Below are 25,820 nucleotides of genomic sequence, written 5' to 3' on the forward strand. Positions count from 1 at the left end.
TTAACCTCCTTTTTAACATTGTTATTATTGATTATTTTACCATTTATAAAATAAATTTACAATTAAAAAATGAATATTTTGTATTGTATGGAGATAAAAATCACATGAAGTATTAACTTTAATATAATGATTATAAATCTAAAGAAAAATATTATTTGTTAAAGATAAAGATTAGTCTGGTATATGCATAATCTTAGGAGATGATAAAATGGATAATAAATTAAATTTACTAGAGGCTACGGATGATACACCGTCTAGAACTACAGTGTATTCAAGCTCTAAAATTAATTTGCTTCTCGCAGATAAGGAGAAAAAATCAAGTTATGATGCAAGAGACTATGGAGCAAAAGGTGATGGTATTACAGATGACACTTTATCAATAGAAAATGCAATTAATAGTGCGTTTATGAATGGCGGAGGTACGGTATATTTTCACTCTAATATCTATATTGCATCATCTATAATTCTTAAAGAAAAAGTTAGGCTTTTGGGTGATGGAGAATCTTCTGTGATTGTAATGAAAAACGACACTAATGATAACTTTATAAAAGTATTTGATGAATATACGGGTTGGTGTGGATTAGAATCGCTGAAGATTGATGGTAATAAAACGAATAACAAAAAAGGACATGCAGTTTATTTTGCTAGGTCAGTTTATGGTGATGACAGCCATTTATTTCTCAAAAACATTCATATTACAGAGGCTCCAGAAGATGGATTTAGAGTATATGGAGGGCAACACAGAGAGGGAAGATATATAAATGTTACTATAGATTACTGTGGAGGGTTTGGGTTTTATCATGATGGTTCAGACAATAATATGGTTTGTATAACAAGTTGGAGAAATGGATTAGCAGGATTTTATGAAAATGGAAGTGCAAACCGATGGCTCAGTTGTAAAACATTTCAATGTAATACAATAAACCGTTCATCTCATGATTCAGCAGGATGGCTTATATATAATGGCCAAAGGAATACTTTTACTGATTGTCAGGCACAGGAAAGTTATGGTCATGGTTGGTATTTGGAGGTTTGTAGGGATATGACATTGCAAGGATGCGTAGCAGATTCTAATGGGATAACTTCGTTAAATCAACAAACCACATCAGATCTTACTAAGAATGGTTTTGATATAAATGTTTGTTCAAATGTAGTATTAAACAGTTGTATGTGTACAGACTTTAGGCAAGATGATAGTGGTAAATATAAAACACAAAATATTGGTGTGCATTTGAGTTATTGTACTGACTGCATAATTAATATAACTTGTTCTAAACAACAGATTGATGTTAAAGAGGATCATGATGAGGGAGTATATGAAAACTTGAAAATTATTAATGGAATCCCAATAGAATATCTAAAAATAGGTGGTACCATAGCACAACGATTAGAAGGAACGGAGGATGCTATGATAGAAATTCATAGGGATAATTCGAAAAATTGGGCGTATGGACAAAATGGCTTAGATAAAAGCTTCCGAATTGATAGATATGACCCTGATACTGAATCATGGCAAGATTCACCAATAAATCTTCCTATAAGCGGTGGTGCTGTTTTGGGCGGATTATTATTAAAAGATAACTCAATAGTTAATGCTACAAATATAAATACTCCTGTAAGTATTGGAGGTGTAATGATTGTTACTAAAGCTGCAATTCCAACAACAGGTACTTGGACAAAAGGAGCTTTAGTCTATAATAGCAACCCTAAAGTTAATGGTTATATTGGATGGGTGTGTATTACAACAGGTACTCCAGGGGTTTGGAAAGGATTTGGATTGATTCAAACTTAGAAATTTATAATTAAATTACAATAGAAAAATAGATAGAGGGCGTAGTCTCTCTTTCTATACGTTATTTACTTTAGTAATAATAAAGGGATTTAAAGAATAAAATTATAGAAGGTTGTTTTATTTGATATAAAAAAGATAAACAGAAAGGGGGTGAGTGTATTATAAAAGTGGAATTTAAAGTATTTAAGGGTAAGTCGAAATTAGGTGAAACAGGTATTATAATATTAATTTTTATAATTATGTGGTTGCTGTCATTACCGATTCAAGTACAAGCAACCTCAGTAATATCAGTTAATAACAATAAGGTTATACAGGAAAAATTTCTTGGTGTAAATGCAGTTTATCATGGATTTGCATATATGCCAGAGGAAGAGAGCAAAGGGATGAATGACAATTATAGAAAAATAGAATTTAATAGAGTAGAAAATATGAATTTACATATAGCAAGGACTTGGTACAGACCTGATTTTGCTTGTGGAGATGACCTAATGAACAATTTTGATTGGAATTCAGTTAAGATGAAGGCATTTTATTCTTGGTGCCAAAAAATGAAAGATCGAAATGTAGATATTGCAATTAATCCTTGGTGGTCTAGTGGTACTAATGCTGATGTTTGGTGGGGAGGGCAAAGCTATCAGTGGAAAGTATACTTGCCTAGATTTTCTGAGTGGTTAAGTGAATCCATAAATCAATTAGTAAATGTTAGGGGTTTTACTAATATAAAATATGTTATTCTGCTAACTGAGGGGTCTCAGGGCTATTTGGATACAGAAAAACCTTCCGGATTTTTATCTCTATGGGACTGGCACAGGAATATTATTAAGGAAGTACATATAAAATTGGTGGAGGATAATAGAAGAAATCTTGTGAAAATAGTTGGGCCTAATAATGGTAATGGAGGTGAACACTTTGAGGAGGCGGTCCTGGGTTGTAGTAATGAAATAGATATTTTAAGTGGGCACAACTATGATTTACATGATTATAACGCTTGGTATGATGAAGCTAAGAAAATGGTTGATTATGCTAAAATTATAAATAAACCAATGTGGTTTGATGAATACGGGGAAACAGATAAAAATTTAAGATTCTCACCACTCTATGGAAATTATATTGCACAGGCAGTAGCTGGATTTATGAATGCGGGATGTGCTACATCAATGTTATGGCTATTATTTGACCAAGGTTATCCATATCCACTTGATAAAATCAGTAATAAGGATTCCTTTTATAATGGGATACATGAATGGGGAACTACTTATTGGCTGCCCGAGAGTATGGAACCTAGGCCAAGTTTCTATGCGTTTAGTATGATAAGTAAATTGATGGGAGGGGCTGGTACTAAAGTTTATGAAACAACGTGTAGTAGAGATGTGTATATTTCTGCTAGCAAGCAACTAGATCAAAATTGGAGTTTCCTTATTGTAAATGGTAGTAATTTAGAGAAGGATATAAGTGTGAATTTATCTATTGATATTAATAAAAGATTATACCGTTATTTATATGATCCTACATTAATACGGACAAATGTAGAATCAAAAATTATAAGTCATGATAAGATATTTAATAAAGTTCTGAATAACTTTACTGATACAATACCACCTAAGGCAGTGGTGATATATAGTAGCATTAATGATTCTCACAAGGGGTTATCAGTGCTTAATAATATAAACGATACATTTAAATTTGTTTTGAGTTGTATTATTGTTCTATCAGTCATTTTAATTGCTGTGGTTGTAAGTAAAATTAGACCCAGGAGTTAGCGCTAATATAGGCTGCATATCTTAATTTTTTTTATAAAGGAGTCTCGTTTCTATAATGAAGAAGGCATATATTAAAAGTAGACTTGACAAAGCAGACCTGTAATAATACAATACATATATGGAAAATAATAACAAAGCGGAGGAGCACCATGAGAGAAGAAAATGACATAGAATTTAATGATTATTTAAATATAATTAGGAAGAAGATTGTTGTTATATTATTTATAATAATTTGTCCAACGCTTATAGCTGGGTTATTAAGTTTTTATGTGATAAAGCCTGTATACGAGGCTAAAGCTACTGTCATTGTTGGAAAGGATAGTACGGATAAAATTACGCAAAGTGAAGTAATGATGTATCAAGATTTAATAAAAACCTACAGTGAAATTGGGAAATCAAGGGTAGTAGCTGAAAATGCCATTAAAAATCTAAAATCAGGGATAGTTGTTAAAGAATTTATGTTGGATTTGAGTATTACGCCTAAAATAGGTACACAAATAATAGAAATATCTTATAAAAGCAAAAATCCGGAAATAGCGGCGGAAGGAGCTAATGCTTTATCACAGGCATTTATTGAAGAATCCCAAAATCTTTTACCCTCAGGAATTGCAAAAATAATGGACAAGGCTCTAATTCCTGAATTACCTATTACACCTAAAAAAAAGTTTAATATTTCTATAGGATTTATAATAGGGCTAATATTGTCATTAGGGTTAGTTTTATTAATTAATTACTTAAATAACACAATTAAAAGTGAAGATGATGTACAACGATATTTAAATCTACCTATGGTGGGAATAATTCCTAAACAAAATAAAATGGTGAATCTTATTGTAGAAAGAGAGCCGAAATCTCCAGTTACAGAAGCATTTAAATCCATGCGAACGAATTTGTTGTTTTCCATGGAAAACAGAGGTATAAAGACCTTAATGGTTTGTAGCCCAGGGCCTAAAGATGGTAAAACTTCAGTTTCCACAAACATTGCGTCTACCATAGCACAGACCGGGAAAAGCATTTTACTTATTGATTGTGATCTTAGGAAACCTTGTATACACAGACACTTTAATATTACTAACAATGCAAAAGGTTTGGTGGATATAGTTTTACAAGAAAGAAAAATTGAGGAAATTTCAATAGGAATTGACGATAAATTTGATGTGTTAACTGCTGGAAAAGCTAATTATAATCCATCAGAGTTATTATCATCTCAGAAAATGAAGGACTTTATTAAGGACATGGAAAAAAAGTATGATTACGTAATATTAGATACTCCTCCAATAATTGCATTTGCTGATGCTCTTACCTTGGCCACTGAGAAAATCGGAGTAATATTAGTAATAGGTTCAGAGGAATCAACAATAGAAAACTGCAAAAAATCAAAACAACTATTATTAAATATCAACGCTACAATAATTGGAATTGTATTAAATAAAGTAGATAAAAGGTCATTTATAGGCTATGGATATGATTACTATTCTTATGATAAAGAAAAGAGCAGTAGATTAAGAAATAAGAGTGGGAGAAAAAAACGAAATAATAATGAGAAGCCTAATCCTATAAATATTTAGTAATAAAATCAAAACCTGTCGTTAAATATAACATAGGGAAAGAAAACAGGGCATAAACTAAAAAGGGGGGATGAAGATGGGATATGATATAAAGAGGGAATTAATTAATTTTAGCACTGATTATACTACTCATAATGAAAGATAAAAATAAAAGGAAACTATGGATTAAAATTGTTTTATGTGCATTTATTATTATCATACTAGTTGTGGGGGTAACCTTTAGTTACACCTATTATCAATTTAGTAAAGTAAATACTACAATAATATCAAAAAGTGATGGGGATTTAGGTATTATCATTGAGGCACCCTTAAAAATACATAAAAATTCAAGGGTTAAACTTGAAGTGCCGATGCAAAAGGAAGAGGTTAACGAAATAATAAATATTGCACTTTTTGGTATAGATAGAAGAGGTGTGAATGAACCAAGTCGTTCAGATTCTATAATGATACTTTCTATAGATAAAAAGCATAAAAAAATAAAAATGTCATCTATTATGAGAGATACCTATGTAGAAATAAAAAACCATGGTGGTACAAAGATTAATCATGCATATGCTTATGGGGGTGCACAGCTTGCCATAAGAACTATTAATGAAAATTTTAATTTAGATATTAGAGATTATGTTATGGTTGATTTTTTTAAACTTGAAAAAATAATAGATACTATTGGTGGAGTAACTATACAAGTTAATCAAGATGAAATTGAATTGCTAAACAGTTATATGATTGAAGTTGCTAATATTGAGAAAAGAGAAGTATGTGAAGTTACAAAATCGGGACTGCAGACTCTAAACGGACTTCAGGCTGTTGCATATTCACGGATACGTTATACTGTTGGTGGTGATTTTCGGAGAACAGAAAGACAAAGGATTGTATTATCAGCTATGATAACAAAAATTCAATCATTAGGAATAACAGAATTTCCATCTGTAGTTTCTAAGATTCTACCCTATACTGAAACAAGCATGAAGAGTATGGACATAATAAAGCTTGGTACAAAGGTGCTCACATCTAATATAACGACCTTGGAGCAGGCGAGATTCCCATTAGATGGATACTGCAAAGGAAAAATAATGGATGAGGTGTGGTATTTGATTGCTGATATGGATGCTACTGCAGACCAACTTCATAATTTTATTTACGAAGACATAAAACCAGTGCCTAAAGCCTCTCAGTTTTAAAAAGAAAGAAGAGAATATCCTAAATAGAGTAGACAAACTCCCTCAGTGGTAGTTTGTCTATTATTAACATTTATTTCACATGATTTACTTTATTGTAGATAATATTTTATCTACAATCTTTTTATATTCAACTTTGCTCCTAGCTCCAGTAATTATTTCACCAACTATATTGCCCTTTTTATCTACAAATATGGATACTGGATAACCTGTCATTTTAGAGATAAAATCTTCTTCTATTTTTTTATCTGGTATAAGGTTGGCATAGCTTATACCTTTTTTTTCTATTGTTGCAGTCGCATCATCTAAGCTTTCCTCACTTGTAGCATCGCCTATAATACCAATTATTCCGAAATTTTTGCTTTCCATTTCATCATTTAATTCCTGAAGTTCTGGCAATTCCTTTATGCATGGATTACACAAAGTTCCCCAAAAGTTTATCATTGTAAGGTTATTCCCATTAAAAATATCGCTGCTTTTGTATTTCCTACCATTTATACCTTTCAATGTGAAGCTAATAGTTTTCAATGCCATTATTGGATCTTCCTTTTTAACAACCACTACAGATTTAGTGCTTTCAGGTAAATTAACCTTTTTATTTATTTGAGAATAAATTATTAAGCTAAAAATAACAGTTGAAATTAAAGCTAATGATAATACTTTTTTAGTCATTTTTTCTACCTTTCCTTATAAATTTATATATTTATTTGAATGTACCTTTTAACTTCCTTTTTATAAACCCTCTTGAAATAGCATTTTTAGGGCAAGTTTTTATACATTCACCACATCGAATGCATTCTCTGCTATTTGGATTTTCATATACCTTTATATCTAACTTACATGCATTTGTACATTTATTGCAGGACACACATTTGTTTTTATCAACCTTAAATGAATAAAAACTAATAGGATTAAACAACGAATAAAATGCTCCTAATGGGCAAATATATCTGCAGAATACTCTATAAATACTCATAGATAAAAATATAATTATTATAAGTAATGATACCTTCCACGCAAATAAAAATCCTATTGCTCCTCTTAATTCTTTATTTGATAATACTAAAGGAATTCCACCCTCCAATGTACCTGCTGGACATATTAATTTACAAAAATATGGGTCACTATTTCCTAAATCATTAAGTAGAGCTGCTCCTAGCGGAAGTATTATAACAAATACTGCAAGTATTACATATTTAAGATACTTTAAAACATTGTTTATTTTGCTACTAACCTTTATCTTAGGAAAAGGTATTTTATGTAGCAATTCTTGAATTAAGCCAAATGGACATACCCACCCACAAATTAGCCTACCGAATAGTATTCCAAGTAGTGATGCGAAGCCCAAGACATAATAGGAAACATTGTACCGGATACTACCAATTACAGCCTGCATAGAGCCTATTGGGCAAGAACCAATAGCCCCAGGGCAAGAATAGCAGTTTAATCCTGGTACACATATTTTTTTAAAATTACCTTTATAAATAGTTCCATTTTTAAAACCTTTTAAATTACCATTTATGACTATGCTTGATACTACTTGAACTATACGTCTTCTAAAATCTTTAACCAATTCCTATACACTCCAAGCAAATATTTATTGCTTTCTTTAATATGGTGCTATATTCCCCCCTGTTTACTCCTAAAAAAATCAAGCATATACTGGCTATAAGAATTCCATATTGTTTTACTTTAAGATTCACACTATAACCCCCTTATAGAATCGAAAAACTAATATATAGTTATTTCACTTCTTTTAGAAGCTTTTCAATAATTTTTGTATATTCAGCTTTAGTTTTATCTCCAACTATTATATCACCAACAATATTTCCGTTACTATCAACAAAGAATGAAGTTGGATAACCTGATATATATCCAAGGGGGCCATCATATTTCATTACATCGTCTGGAATAACATTTGTGAATAGTACACCTTTTTCTGTAACAATTTTTTTAGCTTTTTCAGCTAAACTTTTATCTACAGCATCTTTTGTATATACATCAGAAGCAACACCAAGTACTCCAAATTTATTATTAGCTAATTCTTTACTTAAGGATTGAAGTGTAGGCATTTCATCAATACAATATCCACAATAAGTAGCCCATAGATTAACCATAGTTAACTTGTTTTTATTAAACACTTCACTAGAAACTTCAGTGCCATCTAAATCTTTTAATTTAAATTTAAAATTATTCGTTTCTTTAAATAAATCTGCTAGAGTTAAAGGTTTAAATGTGCTGATTGTGCTTTTTATAGCCATGGCATCATCATAAAGTTCTTTATAAATCACTTTCTCTCCATCTGGCAAGTCCTTGTCATTGAAATTGTTGTATCCAAAGTAGAAAACAAAATTTTCTTTTTCACCTAGTTTCTGTTGATTTTCACATTTTACATCTTTCTTAATTTGAACTTCTGATGGCAATTTATCTTTCTTATAAACTACTATAGAATAAAAATCTTTTCCCTTTGACAATATTTCACTAGTTTTAGCCTTGTTTTCTTTTTTATCTTTTATTTTTGAAGCTTCTTCATATTGTTTTATTAAATCTTTTGATATATAAGAAACTTTTTTTCCACCATATACTGGCTTAGTATTATCTTCATCGTCAGCATTAGGAATTCCATCTACTAATATGTTATCATCATACTTTGTCCATAGTACTGCATTAATTTTATATTCTACGCCTAGAGAATTCTTCTTTATATATCCTTGCTTTCTTCTTTCTTGCTGAGGTGTTAATATGGGTTGTACAACCTTATTTTGAAGTATTACTGGTTTCTTAGTTACTGGTTGTTTATTTTTCACTGTTACAAAAACTGCTGAGGATATTACTATCAAAGAAAGCACTAAGGCTATTGATATATTTTTTTTGTTCATAAACATGCCACCCCCAATAAATTTATTATATATAATCATATTTATGTTACGATATTTGCTATTATGATTAGGCATACATAAAAATAGCCAAACTACCCAGTGGTAGTTTGGCTATTTCAACTTATTCTATTAATTTTTTTAACCTTAAAAAGTCTTCTGCAACTTTTTTAGGGTCTTCTCCATTATCTGCTTTTAAATTAAGCTTTTGCATGTCTTCGTCTGTAACTTTCCCCTCCAGTTGTAGTAATACTCCTTTTAATTCTGGAAATTTTTTTAATGATTCTGAGCGAACTATAGGAACTGGATTGTAAGGTGGGAAGAAATTCTTATCATCTTTTAAAAGTGCAAGATCGAATTTTTGTAATAATCCATCCGTAGAGTTTGCATCTAAAACCTGTGTTTCATTTTTATCAAGGGCTGTATATCTAAGGCCGCCATCGATACCTTTTACATTTTTAAAATTAAGATTATATTTTTTTTGAAGCCCAGGATAACCATCTGATCTATTCGTAAATTCCATAGTAAAGCCAGCATTTAGTGTAGGACTTATTTTTGCTAAATCAGAAACAGTCTTTAAATTATTTTTTTTAGCAAGAGCTTTGTTTACTGCCATTATATAAGCATTATTAAAACCTATGGGTTTCATTAACTCTATACCATAATTTTTAGCAAAATCTTCTTTTACTACATTATAAGTTTTAGCTGGGTCACTAATAGAAGGTTTTTTTAGTATAGTTATGAGACCCGTACCAGTATATTCTACATAACAATCTAAATTTTTTGATTTCATAGCATTAAATATTACAGCAGTTCCTCCTAAATTGAATTTTCTTTCAACTTTATATTTTGTCTTATGTTCTATTAAAGAGGCCACCATATTTCCAAGTATTATTTGTTCATTATAATTTTTAGAACCTACTACTATTGTGTTTTTGCTTTTATTTAAACTTGAAACTAAGGATCCTACGATTAGTATAACAACTAATAGCATTGCCCCAATTCTAAATTTTTTGTTTTTAAATAGGGAATTAGTTTTGGAGGCTTTACTAGTAGTTCTTATACCTTCTGGAACTACTACGTTTTCTACCTTGCCTAAAATGAAATCTAGAAGAATAGCAAGTAGACAAGCAGGAATGGCTCCAGCTAGTATCATATTATTATTAACAGTTGAAACACCAGAATATACTAAGTATCCTAGACCACCAGCACCTATAAATGCTGCGATGGTCATAAGTCCTACTGCTGTAACTGAAGATACCCTAATACCTGACATTATAATAGGCATAGCTAGAGGGAAACGAACTTTGAGTAATACTTGAGTTTGGGTAAGTCCCATACCATCAGAAGCTTCAATAAGTGCAGGGCTTATATTAGTTAGTCCTGTATATGTATTTTTTACAATAGGTAGAAGAGAATACATAACTACCATTATAACTGCTGGTGTACTGCCAATGCCGACTAGGGGTATTAAAAATCCGAGTAGTGCTAAACTTGGTATAGATTGAACAATATTTGTAAAACCAATGACAGGACCTGAAAGTTTTCTAAACCTAACTATAAGTATTGCAAGGGGTATAGCAATTATTATAGACATTAAAATTGAAAATACAGTTAGCTGAACATGTTGCATAAGCAAATCTGATATTTCAGTTTTTCTTTCTATTACGAAATTTATAAAAGAAGTTATACTATTCATTGTCATCTACCTCCTCATCATCTATAAATTGATTACTTAATATAGATAAAAGACTGCTTTTGGTAATGAGGCCTGACAGCTTTAAGTTTTCATCTGTTACAGGAACAAAGCTTATGTCCTCTTTCTTTATAAGTTCTAATACATCAATTATAGAATCTTCATTATTTACGGTTATAATATCTTTTATCATTATATCTTTAAGCTTTTTAGTTTTATCTGGATTTTTTCTAATTTGTTTTAAAGTAACAAGTCCACATAAAAGATTAGCTTTATCTACCACAAGTAAACTATCTACATGACTAGATTTCATTATTTCGATTGCTTGTAGAATTGTTCGCTCTCCTACTGATTTTATAGGCATTTCTATCATAATATCTTTTGCCTTAATTAGTTCAGGCTGATTCCAGATTCTGTTTTTACCTACAAAGTCTCGTACAAAATCATTAATAGGGCTTTTTAATAGTTCCTCGGGAGTAGCAAATTGGACTACTGATCCAGCCTCTAGGATACAAATTTTATCCCCAAGTTTTAAGGCTTCATCCATATCATGAGTTACAAATATTATGGTTTTCTTGAAGTTTTGTTGTATATTAAATATCTCATCTTGGAGTTGAGTTTTTGTTATAGGGTCTAATGCACTAAAGGGTTCATCCATTAATATTACATCAGGATCCATTATAAGAGCCCTTGCCACACCAACTCTTTGTTGCTGGCCTCCACTAAGCTGCTTAGGGTATTTATTCATATAATCCTCAGGAGCGAGGCCTACTAAATTTAATAACTCAATAACTTTTTCATTTATCTTATCCTTGGGCATTTTTTCTATAGATGCTATTAAACTAATATTCTCACCTATAGTCAAATGAGGTAAAAGACCTGCTTGCTGTATAACATAGCCCATGTTACGTCTAAGCTTTATAGTGTTTTTAGTGTTGATATTATCTCCATTAATTAAAATTTCACCAGACGTGGGAGTTAGTAATTTATTTATCATTTTTAGTGTTGTAGTTTTTCCACAACCACTAGGTCCGATAAAAACAACTAATTCTCCTTTTTCTATAGTGATATTTATATCCTTTAATATTATTTTGCCGTTTATACTTTTGTTTACGTTTTTAAATTCTATCAAAATATAGCCTCCTTAAACTTTCAAAGTAACAACTTAAGCATATCATCAGGTTGTTGCTTTGTAAAGAATGCATGTTTGCATGAAAAAAGAGTAAATTTTAAGTGATGAACTGTGAAGCGCTCTAAGAGACTTAAAAAGAGCGTGATATACTAATTTAGCAGTATATAACACCCTCTATAATTTAATCCATTAAGTTTATAGACTTTAAAAAGTCTTCTGCAACTTTTCTGGATTGTTCTCCATTATCTACTCTATAGTTCAGATCTCTCATAGTTTTATCACTAATTTTATTCTCTAAGAGTGATAATACTTCCTTTAACTCAGGATATTTCTTCAATGTTTCTGCTCTTATTATAGGAACTGCATAGTAAGGTGGGAAAAAATTCTTATCATCTTTTAAAAGCTGAAGATCAAATTTTTTAAGTAACCCATCTGTAGCAAATGCATCTAAAACCTGTGTTTCACCTTTCTCAAGCGCAGTATATCTAAGTCCACCATCTATACCTTTTGAATTTTTAAAATTTAGGTTATATAATTTTTTAACTCCAAGATAACCATCTGGCCTATTTGCAAACTCCATAGTAAATCCTGAATTTAAAGTAGGACTTATTTTTGCTAAATCAGAAATAGTATTTAAATTATTTTTTTTAGCAAGATCCTTTTTTACTGCTATTACATAAGTGTTATTAAATCCTAAGGGGCTTAATACTTCCATATCATAATTTTTAGAAAAATCCGTTTTCATGACATTATAAACTTTAGTTGGATCCTTCATAGTAGGTTTCTTAAGTATACTTACAAGACCTGTTCCAGTATATTCTACATATACATCTACATTTTTTGATTGCATAGCGCTAAATACTACAGCAGTTCCTCCTAAATTTAATTTTCTTTCAACTTTAATTTCCGTTTTACTTTCTATTAAAGAGGCAACCATATCTCCAAGTATTAATTGTTCGTTAAAGTTTTTAGAGGCTACCACAATTGTGTTTTTACTTTTTCCAAAACTAGAAACTACGGAAGATACAATGATTATAAGAACTAATATTAAGACTCCAAATTTAAATTTTTTATTGCCTAAGATTGTATTACTTTTTCTTGCTTTAGTAGGAGTGGTTCTTATACCTCTAGGTATTACTATGTTTTCTACCCTACCTAAAATGAAGTCTAGAAAAATAGCAAGCAAACAAGCAGGAATAGCTCCAGCTAGTATCATATTATTACTAACAGTTGCAACACCAGAATATACTAAAAAGCCTAAACCCCCAGCGCCTATAAAAGCGGCTATGGTCATAAGTCCTACTGCTGTAACTGAAGATATTCTAACACCTGACATTATAATGGGCATGGCTAAGGGGAAACGAACTTTTAGAAGTACTTGAGTTTGAGTAAGTCCCATACCAGCAGCAGCTTCAATAAGTGAAGGATTTACGTTAGTAAGTCCCGTATATGTGCTTTTTACAATAGGTAGAAGAGAATACATAACTACCATAACAATTGCGGGTTTACTGCCGATACCAAGTATAGGAATTAAAAATCCAAGTAATGCTAAACTTGGTATAGATTGAACTATATTTGTAAATCCAATAATGGGGCCTGAAAGTTTTCTATATCTAACTATAAGTATTCCAAGGGGTATAGCTATTACCACTGCAAGCAAAATTGAAAATATAGTTAGTTGAATATGTTGTATGAATAAATGGGAAATTTCGGATTTTCTATCTATTACGAAATTTATAAAAGAATTTATACTATTCATTATCATCTACCTCCTCATCTATAAACTGATTACTTAATATAGACAAAAGGCTGCTTTTTGTAATAAGGCCTGACAGTTTTAAGTTTTCATCTATTACAGGTACAAAGCTTATATTTTCTTTCTTTATAATTTCTAATACATCTATTATAGAATCTTCGTTATTTACCGTTATAAGATTTTTTTCCATTATATCTTTAATCTTTTTACTTTTATCTGGATTTGATCTAATTTGTTTTAAGGTAACAAGACCACATAAAAGGTTAGATTTATCTACTACAAGTAGACTATCCACATGACTAGATTTCATTATTTCAATAGCTTGGAGTATTGTTCGCTCACCAACTGATTTTATAGGCATTTCTATCATAATATCTTGTGCCTTAATGAGTTCTGGCTGATTCCATATTCTATTTTTACCTACAAAGTCTCTAACAAAATCATTAATAGGATTTTTTAATATTTCCTCTGGAGTATCAAATTGAACTACACTTCCAGCATCTAGGATACAAATTTTATCCGCTAGTTTTAAAGCCTCATCCATATCATGAGTTACGAATATTATAGTTTTCTTGAAATTTTCTTGTATGTTGAATATTTCATCTTGAAGTTGAGTTTTTGTTATAGGGTCTAATGCACTAAAAGGTTCATCCATTAATATTACATCAGGATCCATTACAAGAGCCCTTGCGACACCTACTCTTTGTTGTTGGCCTCCACTAAGTTGCTTAGGATACTTATTTATATAATCATCAGGATTAAGTCCTACTAGATTTAATAATTCAACGATTTTATTCTTTATTTTATCCTTTGGCATTTTTTCGATAGAAGCTATGAGTCCAATATTTTCGCCTATAGTTAAATGAGGAAGAAGTCCTGCTTGTTGTATAACATATCCCATATTACGCCTAAGCTTTATAGTATTTTTTTCTCCGATTTTATCTCCATTAATTAAAATATCACCAGAGGTTGGAGTTAGTAATTTATTAATCATTTTTAGTGTTGTAGTTTTTCCACAACCACTAGGTCCGATAAAAACAACTAATTGTCCTTTTTCTATAGTAATGTTTATATCTTTTAATATAGCTTTACCATTTATAGATTTACTTACATTTTTAAATTGGATCAAAGTGTAGCCTCCTTAATTATTATAAAGTAACAACTTAAGCATAACATTGAGTTGTTACTTTGTAAAGAATGTATTAACACCTATAATCTAGTATTTAACAGTTGAAAACGATTTATACAAATACTTTTTAAATTTTGTAAAAGCTTTTCATAGGCGCAAAAAAAACCCCTCATCACATTGTTATAAAACCTTGTGATATAAGGGTTTAGGCACATTTAAATAAATTTTTATTTTTCATTAAGGAAGTCTTTAATCCGATAATAATTATTTTCGCTACAAATAACTATAAAAATATCATTATCTTTAAATATTGTAGTTGGACCAGGAGAAAGTATCAATTTATCATCACGCCGTATACCAATTATAGTTGCTCCTGTATTTTGCCAAAATTCAGCCTGCGATATAGTTTTATTTATTATACTCATTTCAGAATGTATTTGGAACTCAAAAGGTATAAATGGGTTACTATTTTTAAATCTGCTAGAATAATCTACTAGTTCATCAATGGAATGTTCTATGTTTTTATCTAACTCTTTTTTCTTTTCAAGTAAATCCACAATATTCTTTTTTATAGAACTTATAGAATCTATATCTTTAAATTTATCAATAAATTGCAAACAATTATCTACTGAGTTTATAACAATTCCGCTACCTTTTGTTACTTTTACTATATCCATTTGACTAAGAAGACTTACAGATCTTCTTACAGTTTCTGGTGACACATTATATTGACTTGCCAGCGAAGAACGACCGTGTAGCTTATCACCTATTGAAAGATCCCCGGATACTATCCTATTGGCAATATCTATAGCGATTTTTTGATAAATAGGTTTTAAAGTAGAGTTATTTGGCATTTTTGATTTTATCAAAAGTAAAATTTAAACTTTTGATAAATTCACCCCCTCAAACATATAATAGTTTTTCCAAATCAAGTATAGATTATAATAGTCATATTGTAAACAAAGAATAGTGCCACCCAGGTAACAAGTCGTTAAAATATAAAAATAAAGTAATTTATAAATGTAAATAATGATAAACTTATTATATTATAAAATGTAAAACAAATAAGATATTTGTTTTTTTTCTTACAGGTGCATTCATTTACGTAGAGCTTATATGAAATAACACTAGCTAAAGATGCAATGAGGGTTCCAAGGCCTCCTATATTAACCCCTAGCAGTAGCTCTCTCCAGTTTGAGGTGAAGTTATTAGAGCTACATCATTGGTTATTAACATAGAACTAAAAAAAGTAAGAAATATTAAAATAAATGAAATTTTTCTAGAATTGTTGAATTTAGAAAGTAATCCTATAGCTATTTTGTCCAATACTCTCATATCTTTAAATGCACCTACAACAATCATAAGATTAAATAAGGTAAATAATACTTTAAAATCAATATATTCTATTTTAGGGAAGGAAAAAAATGAAGTGATAATTGCCAATATTAGCGCTAAGGAAAAAACTACTTCATTTTTTAATATATTTAATATTTGTGTTGTGTTATGCTTAAAGGATATTGTGTTTAACATTTTTTTATCACTCACTTTATTTTTAGTATTTCAAACTAGAATAGTATAGCATTTTTGGATTTGAAATCCATTGGATATTAGCGGACGGATGATATAGAAATAACTTAGGAACAATTAAAAATAAAGGTAAGTATAGGAGAAGTTTATGAAAAATTTATTTGAAAGAAAAACAATAGCTAAGGTTTTACTATGTGTCATTTGGCTCTGTGTGATTTTTTATAATGGCACAAGGCAAGGAGAAATATCACAAAAAACTAGTAAAGAGGTTATAAAGGTAGCAAGTGAAGTTATGAAGATTCCAGCAGCTAGCATTGACGCAGCTGGTGTTAAATTTAGTGATATAAACTATTATGTAAGGAAAAATGCTCATTTTTTCCAGTATTTTATTCTGAGCATATTTTTATGTAGTGTAGTAAGGAAAATTAAATTATATAAGACAAGTGAAATATTTTTATTATTATTTCTTCTTTTACTTTTTCCCGTACTAGATGAGTTTATCCAAAAATATGTACCAGGTCGAACCTCAAATGTTCTTGATATAATAATCGATTTTAGCGGTGGAATTTTAGCAATGTTAATATATAATATTGGTTATAAAATCCGTAAAAACAAGGGGACAGTGAAGTATTAGCAATGTATATTATTGACTCAATATAGTCATAATAAGTAGGTACTAAAATTCGCTATGAGGAGATTTAAAAATGAAAAAAACATCTTTAAGAATAAAAATATTAAGTGGAATGTTATGCACAGGCTTAGTATTTTCTAGAGGGAGTCTTAGTTTTGCTACAGTAAAAGATAGTGGAAGTGTAAATGTCAGGCTTGCTTCAAGTATGGATGTTAAAGTTCCTATGGATAAGGAAAAGCTAAAGCTAAAGCAAGAAAGACAGGCAGAGATGATGGCTACACTAGAAACTGTAATTAAAGAGAGTGTAACAGGGAGTATTATTACACAAACTGAAGGAGATAAGGTCTTAGAATATGTAAACGCTAAATCACAGAAAAAATCGGTGGAAAACAAAACAGACAAAAAATGCAAAAGTGGAAAATGTGAAGGTGAAAGAGGCGGATTATTTAAAGATCTGGTAGCTGATGGTATTCTAACTAAGGAAAAATCTGATGCACTTAGAGAGAGAATGCACCTTAAAAACACAGAACTTAGAAATCAAGAAGATCAAGAGTAATAAAGTTAAACTACCAAAGTGTATTTAAATGCACTTTGGTAGTTTTTATTTTCTGTTAGCCTATAGAAGTTCTATACTAGGAAAGGTAAGAATAAAGTGGCAAGTCCTAGGAAAAAGAAGAAGCCTAGTACATCTGTTACGGTAGTAACAAATACGGCAGAGGCAAGGGCTGGGTCTATATCTAGCTTTTTAAGAACAACTGGTACTGCGAAACCTGATATGGTGGCTGCCATCATATTTAGCACCATAGATAAACCAATAACCACTCCAAAAACCACGTTTTTCTCCCAAAACCAGCCTAAGAGAGCTACCGCAATACCAACTGAAACACCAGTACATAGTCCTACGCCAAATTCTTTTAATAATATTTTTTTCGAATTTTTAGCATCTATTTCTCCAAGGGCAATGCTACGAATAATAATAGTTAGAGTTTGAGTACCTGCATTACCACCCATACCGGCAACTATGGGCATAAATGTGGCTAGGGCCACAACCTTTTGAATGGTGCCTTCAAAAAGACTAACGGTAGCTGCTGCCATTATGGCGGTTACTAGATTTACAAATAACCAGGGTAATCTACTACTGACAGATGCTTTAAGAGAACCAGTAACCTTTTCATCTTCTTGTAAACCTGCAAGTCGATATAAATCCTCAGTATGCTCATCACTAAGAATTCCCATTATATCATCTGCAGTTACTATTCCTAAAATCTGCATAGACTCATTGACTACGGGCATAGTTAAAAATCCGTATTTTTCAAATATGTGTCCAACTTCTTCTTGATCCATATCAACGGGTATGCTCATGGCATTACTGTTCATAATATCAGAGATTCTTACATCAAAACTGCTTACTACTATATCTCTTAAGGATATAACTCCTTTTAAAAGATGGTTTTCATCTGATACGTATATATAATAAGAAGTTTCTGCTTCTGGAGCTTCCTTTTGCAAATAAACTAAGGTATCACCTATAGTCATATTCTCTTTTACACTGATAAATTCAGTGGCCATAATACCTCCTGCACTTTCCGCAGGGTAGGTTAATAACTCTTTTACTCCATCAACATCTTCTTTATCCATTTTTATCATAATGTTTTTAGCTTCATCCTCTGAAACTGATTCTAATAAGTCTACCAATTCATCTGAGGACATTTCGTGTATAATTTTCTTTTGAATTATTTCGGAATGAATAGATAAAAGGTTGTATTTATCCTCATCCTCTGCTTCATCAATAATATCAGCAATGATATTTGGGGATAGATTTTGGAATAAATCTATAATATTTCCCTCATATTGGCTAATAGCTAGTAAAATATCTGTAGGATGGATAAATTGAATAAGTTTGTTTATTTCATCTATATTTCCATTTATTAAAAACTCTGTTAGTGCATCTCCATTTAATCCATGTGCCATACAAGCCTCCTAAATCTTATAAGAGGAAGAATGTATGGTTAAATTAAATCAATAGTATAAATGAATTCTTCCTCTATAATAATATTAAATTTTATATAATAAATATGATGACTGGGTCCTGAATCCATTTATACTACCTCCAATAAAAATGGCTTTTTAGTATATACTAAAAAGCTTACGTGTTTAATCTAATTTATTATATGATACCAGCTCTTTAAAGTCAATTGCATAGAAATGATTTTGCAAAAGGAGAGAATTACTACTAATAGATATGGTACTAGTAAAATAAAATTAGCTTTTATATTAATTTAAAAAAGGTTGTACAAGCTTTACAATAGCATGTACAACCTTTTTAATTTTTTGTAAATATTAGTTAGATAAAACTAATTGAACGCCATATTTGTCTTTAAAATCTTCGTCTTTATTGCAAGAATTTACAAAGAAGGAGCCTTTTAAAAAAGTAGTTATTGAAATTAATATAATAAAATTTTTAAATATTAAATTAATCTTCATAACATTTCTCCTTTCCGATAATACTATATTACTATAATACTATTTTGCTCTAAAATAAAATTAAAACACTATTGAATCATAGGGAATAAGTTAAAATATATACATGGTTTAATTGTTAATTGGTAATATAGATAAAAATAAAATTACAAAAAAAACCAAAAAAATTCACAAAACTACAAAAGTGTTGTATTGTAGTAGATAATTGAAATTTTAAGGGGGTTTTTGTTATGAAAAGATTTAAAGTTAGATATATACGCTTTTTAATCTTGCTTTTATTTGTTTTTCTTTTATCTGGGTGCGCTAGTAGTGCAGGCAATAACACTATGAGCGTTTCAAATGACAAACTACAAATAAGTACCAATAAGCAGCAAGGAATAAAGTCAGATGAAAATGGTAATTTGATAGTTCATTTTATTAATGTAGGACAAGCAGATAGCATTTTAATACAACAAGGTTCAAAGTATATGCTTATTGATGCAGGAAATAACGGCGATGGTAAGCTAGTTAAAAACTACTTACTAAAGCAAGGTGTAAAGAGCTTAGACTATGTTATTGGAACTCACCCACATGAGGATCATATTGGAGGATTAGATTATATAATTAATGATTTTAAAATAGGTAAAATATATTTACCTAAAGTAACATCTACTACTAAAGCTTTTGGAGATGTAATTGTAGCAATAAAAAATAAAGGAATGAAGGTAGCAGAACCAAAGCCAGGAGAAACCTTTAATTTAGGCACTGCAAAATGTACTATTTTAGCACCAAACAATAGTAAATATAAGGATTTAAACAATTACTCTGTGGTGGTAAAATTAGAATTTGGAAGTAATTCTTTCCTTTTAACAGGGGATGCGGAGGATATATCAGAAGGGGAGATTCTTGCAAAAGGTTTTAATATCAAAGCAGATTTACTTAAAGTAGGGCATCATGGAAGCCGTTCTTCTACTACAGATAAATTTTTAACCAAGGTAAACCCAAAGTATGCAGTTATATCTAGTGAAACAGGAAACGACTATGGTCATCCACATAGGGAAACCATGGATAAGTTAAAAAATAAAAACATATCAGTATACAGGACAGACGAGTTAGGTACAATTATTGCCACATCTAATGGAAAGACCATAAGCTTTAACACAAAACCAGGTAGTTATAAAGCCGGCCAACGCTAACGGACATAGCATTGAACAATTAAGAGTGTCTTTGGATTATAGGGCTATTTTAAAAAAAGCTATCAAGATACATCTCAGGTATCTTGATAGTTTTTTTAAAAGTAGGAATAAAAGCCATAATTCTATTTAGGAATTTCAATGTCAGGTGGAATTTCAAGCCCTGCCATTTTCATTAAGTATAATGCATTTCTAGTGGTAGAAACCCCAGGGCGCAATTTATAGTCAAAGTACAATTTATCATCTTTATAATATTCTTTAAGGTGATAATTTTTAACTTTCACGTTGGTATTTTCTATTTCACCTAATTCTAAATCGTGTGTAGATACAAAGCCAAGTGCATTCTCATTACTTAATTTGCTTACCAAAACCTTAGCCCCTGTATGCCGATCTATAGAGTTAGTTCCTTTGAAAATTTCATCTAATAAGAAGAATATGGGCGCCTTATTTTCTGTAGCACTTACAAGTTTTTTTATTCGGAGTAGCTCTGCATAGAAAGAAGAAATATTTTTTTCTAAATTATCACTTGTCCTCATGCAGGTATAAATATCCATTATAGAACAGTAAAAATCATCTGCACATACGGGAGCACCGGCATAGGCTAAAACTAAATTAATACCTGTAGTACGAAGTAGGGTGCTTTTTCCAGACATATTGGAACCAGTTATTAAAAGAATGTTTTGTGATTTTTTTATAAGAACGTCATTATACACTCTGCTGGTTCCCAGTAGTGGATGGCCCAGGTTTTTAGCTTTAAAAATAGGTGGGTCCTCCTGGAACTTTGGCATTGTCCAATTTCTATGCTCATAGGCTATAGACCCTAAACTATTTAAGGCTTCCATTTCTCCTATAACCTCTAGCCAAGATTTTAAAGAAGCACCACTAGCTTTTTTAAAGCGCTGCAAATTAATTAAACATTGATAATCCCAAAGAGTAAGGATATTTATAGGAATATAATACATATTTTTTCTGTCAGATATTATGGTTACTAGATTTACTAATTTTTTTATCTGAAAAGAAGCCGTAAGTCCTTTACTATTTATAAGTTTTTCTTTTAATTTTATTAAATACTCTGAGTTAAACTTCTTCTTTTCTATATGTATAAGGAGTTTATTATATATAAGAATTGTATTTTTATATTGATGTACAGTATCTAAATTTTTGCTTACTTCTTTATAACCAATTGAGAGAAGTATTATTTGAATCGCAACGCCTAAAAGTCCTATTTTATAGGACACCTTTGAAAAAATGAGTGAGGACAACAAAATTGATAGGGTTATTACTGGCAATATCCTTATTATAGCTATCACCCAAGATTTTAGAAAAAACTCATTTTTTGACACTACCCATTGAAATAATTCTTCAGGGTTATGATTTTTATTTTCGCTAAGTATTGCTTCTGCTTGAAATCTTTGTGTCCAACCAATATTGTTTGCCAATTCTTTGATTGCATCCTGTCTTTTATATATTTCCTCAATACCATAAATAGGTGCAGAGAAAGTATCCTTCAATTTTTTTCTGCCAAGATAAGTTGTGCAAGCATTAATCCATTGAAAAAGGGAGCTGTCACCAAATATATCTAAGTCTTTTGTATAATTGTGATTTTCATCAGAAAAATCCTCACCCTTATCAGAAAAGTCCTTCCAATTATTATTAAGACGTTTTATACAATTTTCGTTAATTTCACTTAAAGTAGAACAACGAATTTTGTTGTGTTTTATCTTGTTATGTTTAATTGCTAAAAATACAAATATCAGAAGGGTGGTAATTAATACAGAAAGGCATAAATAATAATTAGGTCGTAAATAAAAGAAAATCGTAAATCCCAGGCCACTTGCAAAGACTAAAAATCTTAATAAGCTTATAAAACTTACCGTTTCAGTTTGTTTTTTTAATAGATTATCGTAATGTTTTTTTCGATTAGCATAAAGTTTTTTTTCAGTTTCCATAATATCCTCCTAGGCATTCTTAATATATATATAATATCATACTAAAGGCTTGCTCCGCAATTTTCAATATTAGGATAATATGACCAAATGGATGAATAATAAGGAAAAATTATAAGGCCTACTTAAAAAAACAAACTATCAAAATACTTATAAATATTTTGATAGTTTATTTTTTTATTTTTCTAGTTGCTTAATCAAGTGATATAAAAGTCTAGCACCTTCACCAGTTGCACCCTTAGATTCATAACCACTGTCCTTTTCTGACCAAGAAGTTCCAGCTATATCAAGGTGTAGCCAAGGATTTTCTCCTACGAATTCGCCAATGAATAAACCTGCTGTTATAGTTCCAGCTTTTGGACCGCCTATGTTTTTAAGGTCTGCTACATCAGACTTTATTAATTCTTTATATTCATCAAAGGCAGGTAATCTCCAAACCTTTTCATCACAAATTTTTGAAGCTTGTTCTAATCTACTATAGAAGAAATCATTATTTGAAACTACCCCAGTAGTTGTAGTGCCTAAAGCTGAAATAACTGCTCCAGTTAATGTTGCTATATCTACTACTTTAGTAGCATGCTCTTTTTCAATTATATAATTTACTGCATCTACAAGAGTTAATCTTCCTTCAGCATCAGTGTTAAGTACTTCTATGGTCTTTCCACCCATGGAGCCGATTATGTCTCCAGGTCTGTAACTGTTTCCACTGATCATATTTTCACAAGAAGCAACTACTGCTACTACATTTACCTTTGCTTTTAATTTTGTTATGGCAGTCATGGCACCAATTACAGCGGCAGCTCCACCCATATCAGATTTCATTGTAACCATTCCGGCAGTAGTTTTTATAGATAATCCGCCAGTGTCATAAGTAAGGCCTTTTCCAACGAGGCCTACAATTTCATCTTTCTTGATCGGGTTACCATTATATCTCATTACAATTAATCTTGGTGGGTTTGCAGAAGCTTTTGCTACTTCAAGGAAGGCTTGCATATTCAATGCTTTTATAGAAGCCTCATCAAATATTTCAACTTCAAAGCCACTTTCATCACCAGCTTTTTTTGCTTGCTGTGCTAGCTCTATAGGACTTAATATATTAGCAGGTTCATTAACTAATTCTCTTGCGAGTAGGTTAGCTTGTCCAAGTATAATACCTTCATTAATTCCCTTATCAATACTTTCTAATTCATCTTCCAGATTATATATTATAGTAAATTGTTCTAAGATTTTCGCTTTTTTATCTGATTTATATTTATCAAATTTATATTCTGCCATGACAGCAGATTCAGAAATAGTTCGAGTGATCTCATCTAAGTTCATTAGGCTAACTAAATTTCCTATATTTATGTCAATAGATTTAGATTTAAGACTTGCTGCTTCTTTTACTGCTTTTGCTATATTTTTTCTTAATTTGTCTAAATTAAAATCTTCTTTTTTGCCAATACCAATTAGAATTATATTTTTAGGACTTTCATTTCTAAATAAATTGATATTTTGAAGCTCACCATTTTTACATTTGAAGCCTTCACTATCTAATGTAAATTTAATTTTAGACAGTAATTCATTGTCCAATGATAAATTTAAATCTTCTAACTTTGAATCCTCAAAATATGTAATAAATTTTGTTTCAGCTTCATTGTTTTTGGATTTTATATTTTTACTATGGAATATCATACATATTCACCTTCTCTTTCATTTTTGATATAAGGCACATTTATTTTCATATGCCTAATCCTTATAAAACGATAATGATTATCAAGTAATATCTAATTTGATTGTATGCTTAATGACTAATTTTGTCAATATTAATTTATTTTTTCTTATATTATGCTATAACAAAAATTATATATTGCTACAATGCTTTCATGTCGCCAAGTAATATATATCTTTGTTAGCATAGTATAAGAAAAAATTCATAATTTACGGAAGAACTATTATTTCCAAAGTCACAGTTATCTTAAAAGTTAATTTCTTGGCATGTTGTGACTGTTTAAGGTAAATAAGTAATTGTATTTTGCACTATGCTTTATTTCATCCGTTATAATGTTGAAAAGCATATCTCTATAAATTGTAGATGGAAGGCCTCTTCTGATTTCTCTATATCGTTCTATAGCGCTCAGTTCTCCAAATAAAGCTTTTTTTATACCAGCAAGGTAAGAAATAGGTTTTACAAATTCAGCATCTTCACCAGGCGGTACAGAGGTACCAGTTATGCTCCTATATATTTGTCTAAACATTTTATTATGTCCACGCTCATCATCTCTTATAGAAGCAATAATTTTCTTATCATCCTCTGTTGGGGCAATGCTTATTAAGTAATCATAGAATAATTCATCTTCCTTTTCACCTTGAACAGCTAATTTAATCCCTTCTAATGACTTTTCTAATAAATTCATATCATACATGGTATATGGGTTTGCAAACATTTTAACCCTCCTTTTAGCGCTTTTCAGGGAAAATAATTATAAAATCAATATTATATATAATATGAAGAACCCTTGTTATCTGTTACAGAGAGCAGTTACAAAAAGTATAATTATGAAGTATAATTGATATTATAATTTCATGGATTATTTATCTTAGTGAATTAAAGTATTGGAGATGGTTTTAAATTGAAAATAACTATAACAGGAGCCTTATATTCAGGCAAAAGCAGCGTTGCTAAGGCTATAAGTAAGGCGTTAGATTATACTTATTTTAGTGTAGGTGAACTACAAAGAAAGCTAGCGGTTGAAAAAGGAATATCTATAACAGAATACAATAAATATATGCTTGATAATAATTTAGATTGTGAAGTTGACAATAGGACTATAGAAATAGGAATAGAAAATGAAAATTTTATTTTTGATGCTAGACTTGCATGGAATTTTATACCTGATTCTTTTAAAATTTATCTAAAGGTAGATATTGATACTGCAGTGGAACGGGCTATGAAGAATGAAAGAGGTAAATCAGAGAAATATGCTTCAAAACAAGAAGCAAAGGAGAATATAATTGAAAGAAGGAGACTCGAGCTTAGCAGATTTAAGGATATTTATAATATAGATATAGAGTACTCACGGAAACTAATAAATAAAACTTGAATTTGTATTGAGTTGTATAGAACTATAAAATTTATGATATTAGAGCGGTTTGTAATAAAAACAGGCATAGCAAACAAGCCTGCACGGTGCAAG

23 protein-coding genes are annotated in these 25,820 nt (G+C 30.5%); 8 read left to right on the forward strand and 15 right to left on the reverse strand.

Annotation, left to right across the window (positions count from 1 at the left end; all coding sequences use genetic code 11):
- Nucleotides 1–208: 208 nt before the first annotated feature.
- The 4 genes from Ctaglu_RS20220 to Ctaglu_RS20235 all read left to right on the forward strand — a co-directional run bounded on the left by Ctaglu_RS20220 (nucleotide 209) and on the right by Ctaglu_RS20235 (nucleotide 6,301).
- Nucleotides 209–1,792, forward strand: coding sequence for a glycosyl hydrolase family 28-related protein (locus Ctaglu_RS20220; RefSeq protein WP_125005123.1), 1,584 nt, complete (start codon nucleotides 209–211; stop codon nucleotides 1,790–1,792).
- Between the two features lie 167 nt (nucleotides 1,793–1,959).
- Nucleotides 1,960–3,552: a glycoside hydrolase 5 family protein gene (locus Ctaglu_RS20225; protein WP_125005125.1), complete on the forward strand. Its 1,593-nt coding sequence runs from the start codon at nucleotides 1,960–1,962 to the stop codon at nucleotides 3,550–3,552.
- 149 nt (nucleotides 3,553–3,701) lie between these two features.
- A complete protein-coding gene (locus Ctaglu_RS20230; protein ID WP_125005127.1) occupies nucleotides 3,702–5,120 on the forward strand; it encodes a tyrosine-protein kinase domain-containing protein in 1,419 nt (472 codons plus the stop codon).
- Nucleotides 5,121–5,254: 134 nt separating this feature from the next.
- Nucleotides 5,255–6,301 carry an LCP family protein gene (locus tag Ctaglu_RS20235; RefSeq protein ID WP_125005129.1) on the forward strand — a complete coding sequence of 349 codons (1,047 nt, stop codon included), beginning with the start codon at nucleotides 5,255–5,257 and terminating at the stop codon, nucleotides 6,299–6,301.
- Between the two features lie 84 nt (nucleotides 6,302–6,385).
- Here the strand turns inward: Ctaglu_RS20235 and Ctaglu_RS20240 are convergent, their stop codons facing one another.
- The 10 genes from Ctaglu_RS20240 to Ctaglu_RS20280 all read right to left on the reverse strand — a co-directional run bounded on the left by Ctaglu_RS20240 (nucleotide 6,386) and on the right by Ctaglu_RS20280 (nucleotide 16,417).
- The gene (locus Ctaglu_RS20240) at nucleotides 6,386–6,970 is read right to left on the reverse strand and encodes a TlpA family protein disulfide reductase (RefSeq protein WP_125005131.1); all 585 of its coding nucleotides are present in this window, start codon (nucleotides 6,968–6,970) and stop codon (nucleotides 6,386–6,388) included.
- 31 nt (nucleotides 6,971–7,001) lie between these two features.
- Complete coding sequence (locus tag Ctaglu_RS20245; protein WP_125005133.1) at nucleotides 7,002–7,871, reverse strand: 4Fe-4S binding protein; 870 nt, start codon at nucleotides 7,869–7,871, stop codon at nucleotides 7,002–7,004.
- Nucleotides 7,864–8,001, reverse strand: coding sequence for a CD1871A family CXXC motif-containing protein (locus tag Ctaglu_RS25435; RefSeq protein WP_185732860.1), 138 nt, complete (start codon nucleotides 7,999–8,001; stop codon nucleotides 7,864–7,866). The genes Ctaglu_RS20245 and Ctaglu_RS25435 overlap by 8 nt, the downstream gene beginning before the upstream one ends.
- 39 nt (nucleotides 8,002–8,040) lie before the next feature.
- Entirely contained in the window at nucleotides 8,041–9,177 is a 1,137-nt protein-coding gene (locus Ctaglu_RS20250; RefSeq protein ID WP_185732862.1) for a TlpA family protein disulfide reductase, read from the reverse strand.
- A 121-nt stretch (nucleotides 9,178–9,298) separates the two neighbouring features.
- Entirely contained in the window at nucleotides 9,299–10,873 is a 1,575-nt protein-coding gene (locus Ctaglu_RS20255) for an ABC transporter permease/substrate-binding protein (protein ID WP_125005137.1), read from the reverse strand.
- Nucleotides 10,866–12,002, reverse strand: coding sequence for an ABC transporter ATP-binding protein (locus Ctaglu_RS20260; protein WP_125005139.1), 1,137 nt, complete (start codon nucleotides 12,000–12,002; stop codon nucleotides 10,866–10,868). The genes Ctaglu_RS20255 and Ctaglu_RS20260 overlap by 8 nt, the downstream gene beginning before the upstream one ends.
- Nucleotides 12,003–12,183: 181 nt before the next feature.
- Nucleotides 12,184–13,761, reverse strand: a complete 1,578-nt coding sequence (locus Ctaglu_RS20265; RefSeq protein WP_125005141.1) for an ABC transporter permease/substrate-binding protein — start codon at nucleotides 13,759–13,761, stop codon at nucleotides 12,184–12,186.
- Nucleotides 13,754–14,887, reverse strand: coding sequence for an ABC transporter ATP-binding protein (locus tag Ctaglu_RS20270; protein ID WP_125005143.1), 1,134 nt, complete (start codon nucleotides 14,885–14,887; stop codon nucleotides 13,754–13,756). The genes Ctaglu_RS20265 and Ctaglu_RS20270 overlap by 8 nt, the downstream gene beginning before the upstream one ends.
- Before the next feature lie 227 nt (nucleotides 14,888–15,114).
- Nucleotides 15,115–15,741 carry a GntR family transcriptional regulator gene (locus Ctaglu_RS20275; RefSeq protein WP_125005162.1) on the reverse strand — a complete coding sequence of 209 codons (627 nt, stop codon included), beginning with the start codon at nucleotides 15,739–15,741 and terminating at the stop codon, nucleotides 15,115–15,117.
- 319 nt (nucleotides 15,742–16,060) lie between these two features.
- Nucleotides 16,061–16,417 carry an SLC13 family permease gene (locus Ctaglu_RS20280; RefSeq protein ID WP_207669509.1) on the reverse strand — a complete coding sequence of 119 codons (357 nt, stop codon included), beginning with the start codon at nucleotides 16,415–16,417 and terminating at the stop codon, nucleotides 16,061–16,063.
- 145 nt (nucleotides 16,418–16,562) lie between these two features.
- On the opposite strand from Ctaglu_RS20280, the gene Ctaglu_RS20285 reads away from it, so the two are divergent.
- Nucleotides 16,563–17,048, forward strand: a complete 486-nt coding sequence (locus Ctaglu_RS20285) for a VanZ family protein (protein WP_125005145.1) — start codon at nucleotides 16,563–16,565, stop codon at nucleotides 17,046–17,048.
- 70 nt (nucleotides 17,049–17,118) lie between these two features.
- Complete coding sequence (locus tag Ctaglu_RS20290; protein ID WP_125005148.1) at nucleotides 17,119–17,601, forward strand: hypothetical protein; 483 nt, start codon at nucleotides 17,119–17,121, stop codon at nucleotides 17,599–17,601.
- A gap of 71 nt (nucleotides 17,602–17,672) precedes the next feature.
- On the opposite strand, the gene mgtE is transcribed toward Ctaglu_RS20290, so the two are convergent.
- Both mgtE and Ctaglu_RS25440 read right to left on the reverse strand, forming a co-directional pair.
- Nucleotides 17,673–19,016: a magnesium transporter gene (gene mgtE, locus Ctaglu_RS20295; RefSeq protein ID WP_125005150.1), complete on the reverse strand. Its 1,344-nt coding sequence runs from the start codon at nucleotides 19,014–19,016 to the stop codon at nucleotides 17,673–17,675.
- A gap of 369 nt (nucleotides 19,017–19,385) precedes the next feature.
- Nucleotides 19,386–19,529, reverse strand: coding sequence for a hypothetical protein (locus Ctaglu_RS25440; RefSeq protein ID WP_164943990.1), 144 nt, complete (start codon nucleotides 19,527–19,529; stop codon nucleotides 19,386–19,388).
- A gap of 227 nt (nucleotides 19,530–19,756) precedes the next feature.
- On the opposite strand from Ctaglu_RS25440, the gene Ctaglu_RS20300 reads away from it, so the two are divergent.
- A complete protein-coding gene (locus tag Ctaglu_RS20300) occupies nucleotides 19,757–20,701 on the forward strand; it encodes a ComEC/Rec2 family competence protein (protein ID WP_125005152.1) in 945 nt (314 codons plus the stop codon).
- Between the two features lie 122 nt (nucleotides 20,702–20,823).
- Here Ctaglu_RS20300 and Ctaglu_RS20305 read toward each other — a convergent pair whose 3' ends face one another.
- The 3 genes from Ctaglu_RS20305 to Ctaglu_RS20315 all read right to left on the reverse strand — a co-directional run bounded on the left by Ctaglu_RS20305 (nucleotide 20,824) and on the right by Ctaglu_RS20315 (nucleotide 25,070).
- Nucleotides 20,824–22,647, reverse strand: coding sequence for a MutS-related protein (locus Ctaglu_RS20305; RefSeq protein ID WP_125005154.1), 1,824 nt, complete (start codon nucleotides 22,645–22,647; stop codon nucleotides 20,824–20,826).
- Nucleotides 22,648–22,821: 174 nt separating this feature from the next.
- A complete protein-coding gene (locus tag Ctaglu_RS20310) occupies nucleotides 22,822–24,318 on the reverse strand; it encodes a leucyl aminopeptidase (protein WP_125005156.1) in 1,497 nt (498 codons plus the stop codon).
- A 290-nt stretch (nucleotides 24,319–24,608) separates the two neighbouring features.
- Nucleotides 24,609–25,070: a ferritin-like domain-containing protein gene (locus Ctaglu_RS20315; protein ID WP_125005158.1), complete on the reverse strand. Its 462-nt coding sequence runs from the start codon at nucleotides 25,068–25,070 to the stop codon at nucleotides 24,609–24,611.
- 186 nt (nucleotides 25,071–25,256) lie between these two features.
- Here Ctaglu_RS20315 and Ctaglu_RS20320 point away from each other — a divergent pair, with 186 nt between their 5' ends.
- Nucleotides 25,257–25,727 (forward strand): cytidylate kinase family protein, encoded by a 471-nt coding sequence (locus Ctaglu_RS20320; protein ID WP_185732864.1) that lies wholly within the window; start codon nucleotides 25,257–25,259, stop codon nucleotides 25,725–25,727.
- Nucleotides 25,728–25,820: the final 93 nt, after the last annotated feature.

It is taken from the genome of Clostridium tagluense (assembly GCF_003865095.1).
Taxonomy (GTDB): domain Bacteria; phylum Bacillota; class Clostridia; order Clostridiales; family Clostridiaceae; genus Clostridium_AD; species Clostridium_AD tagluense.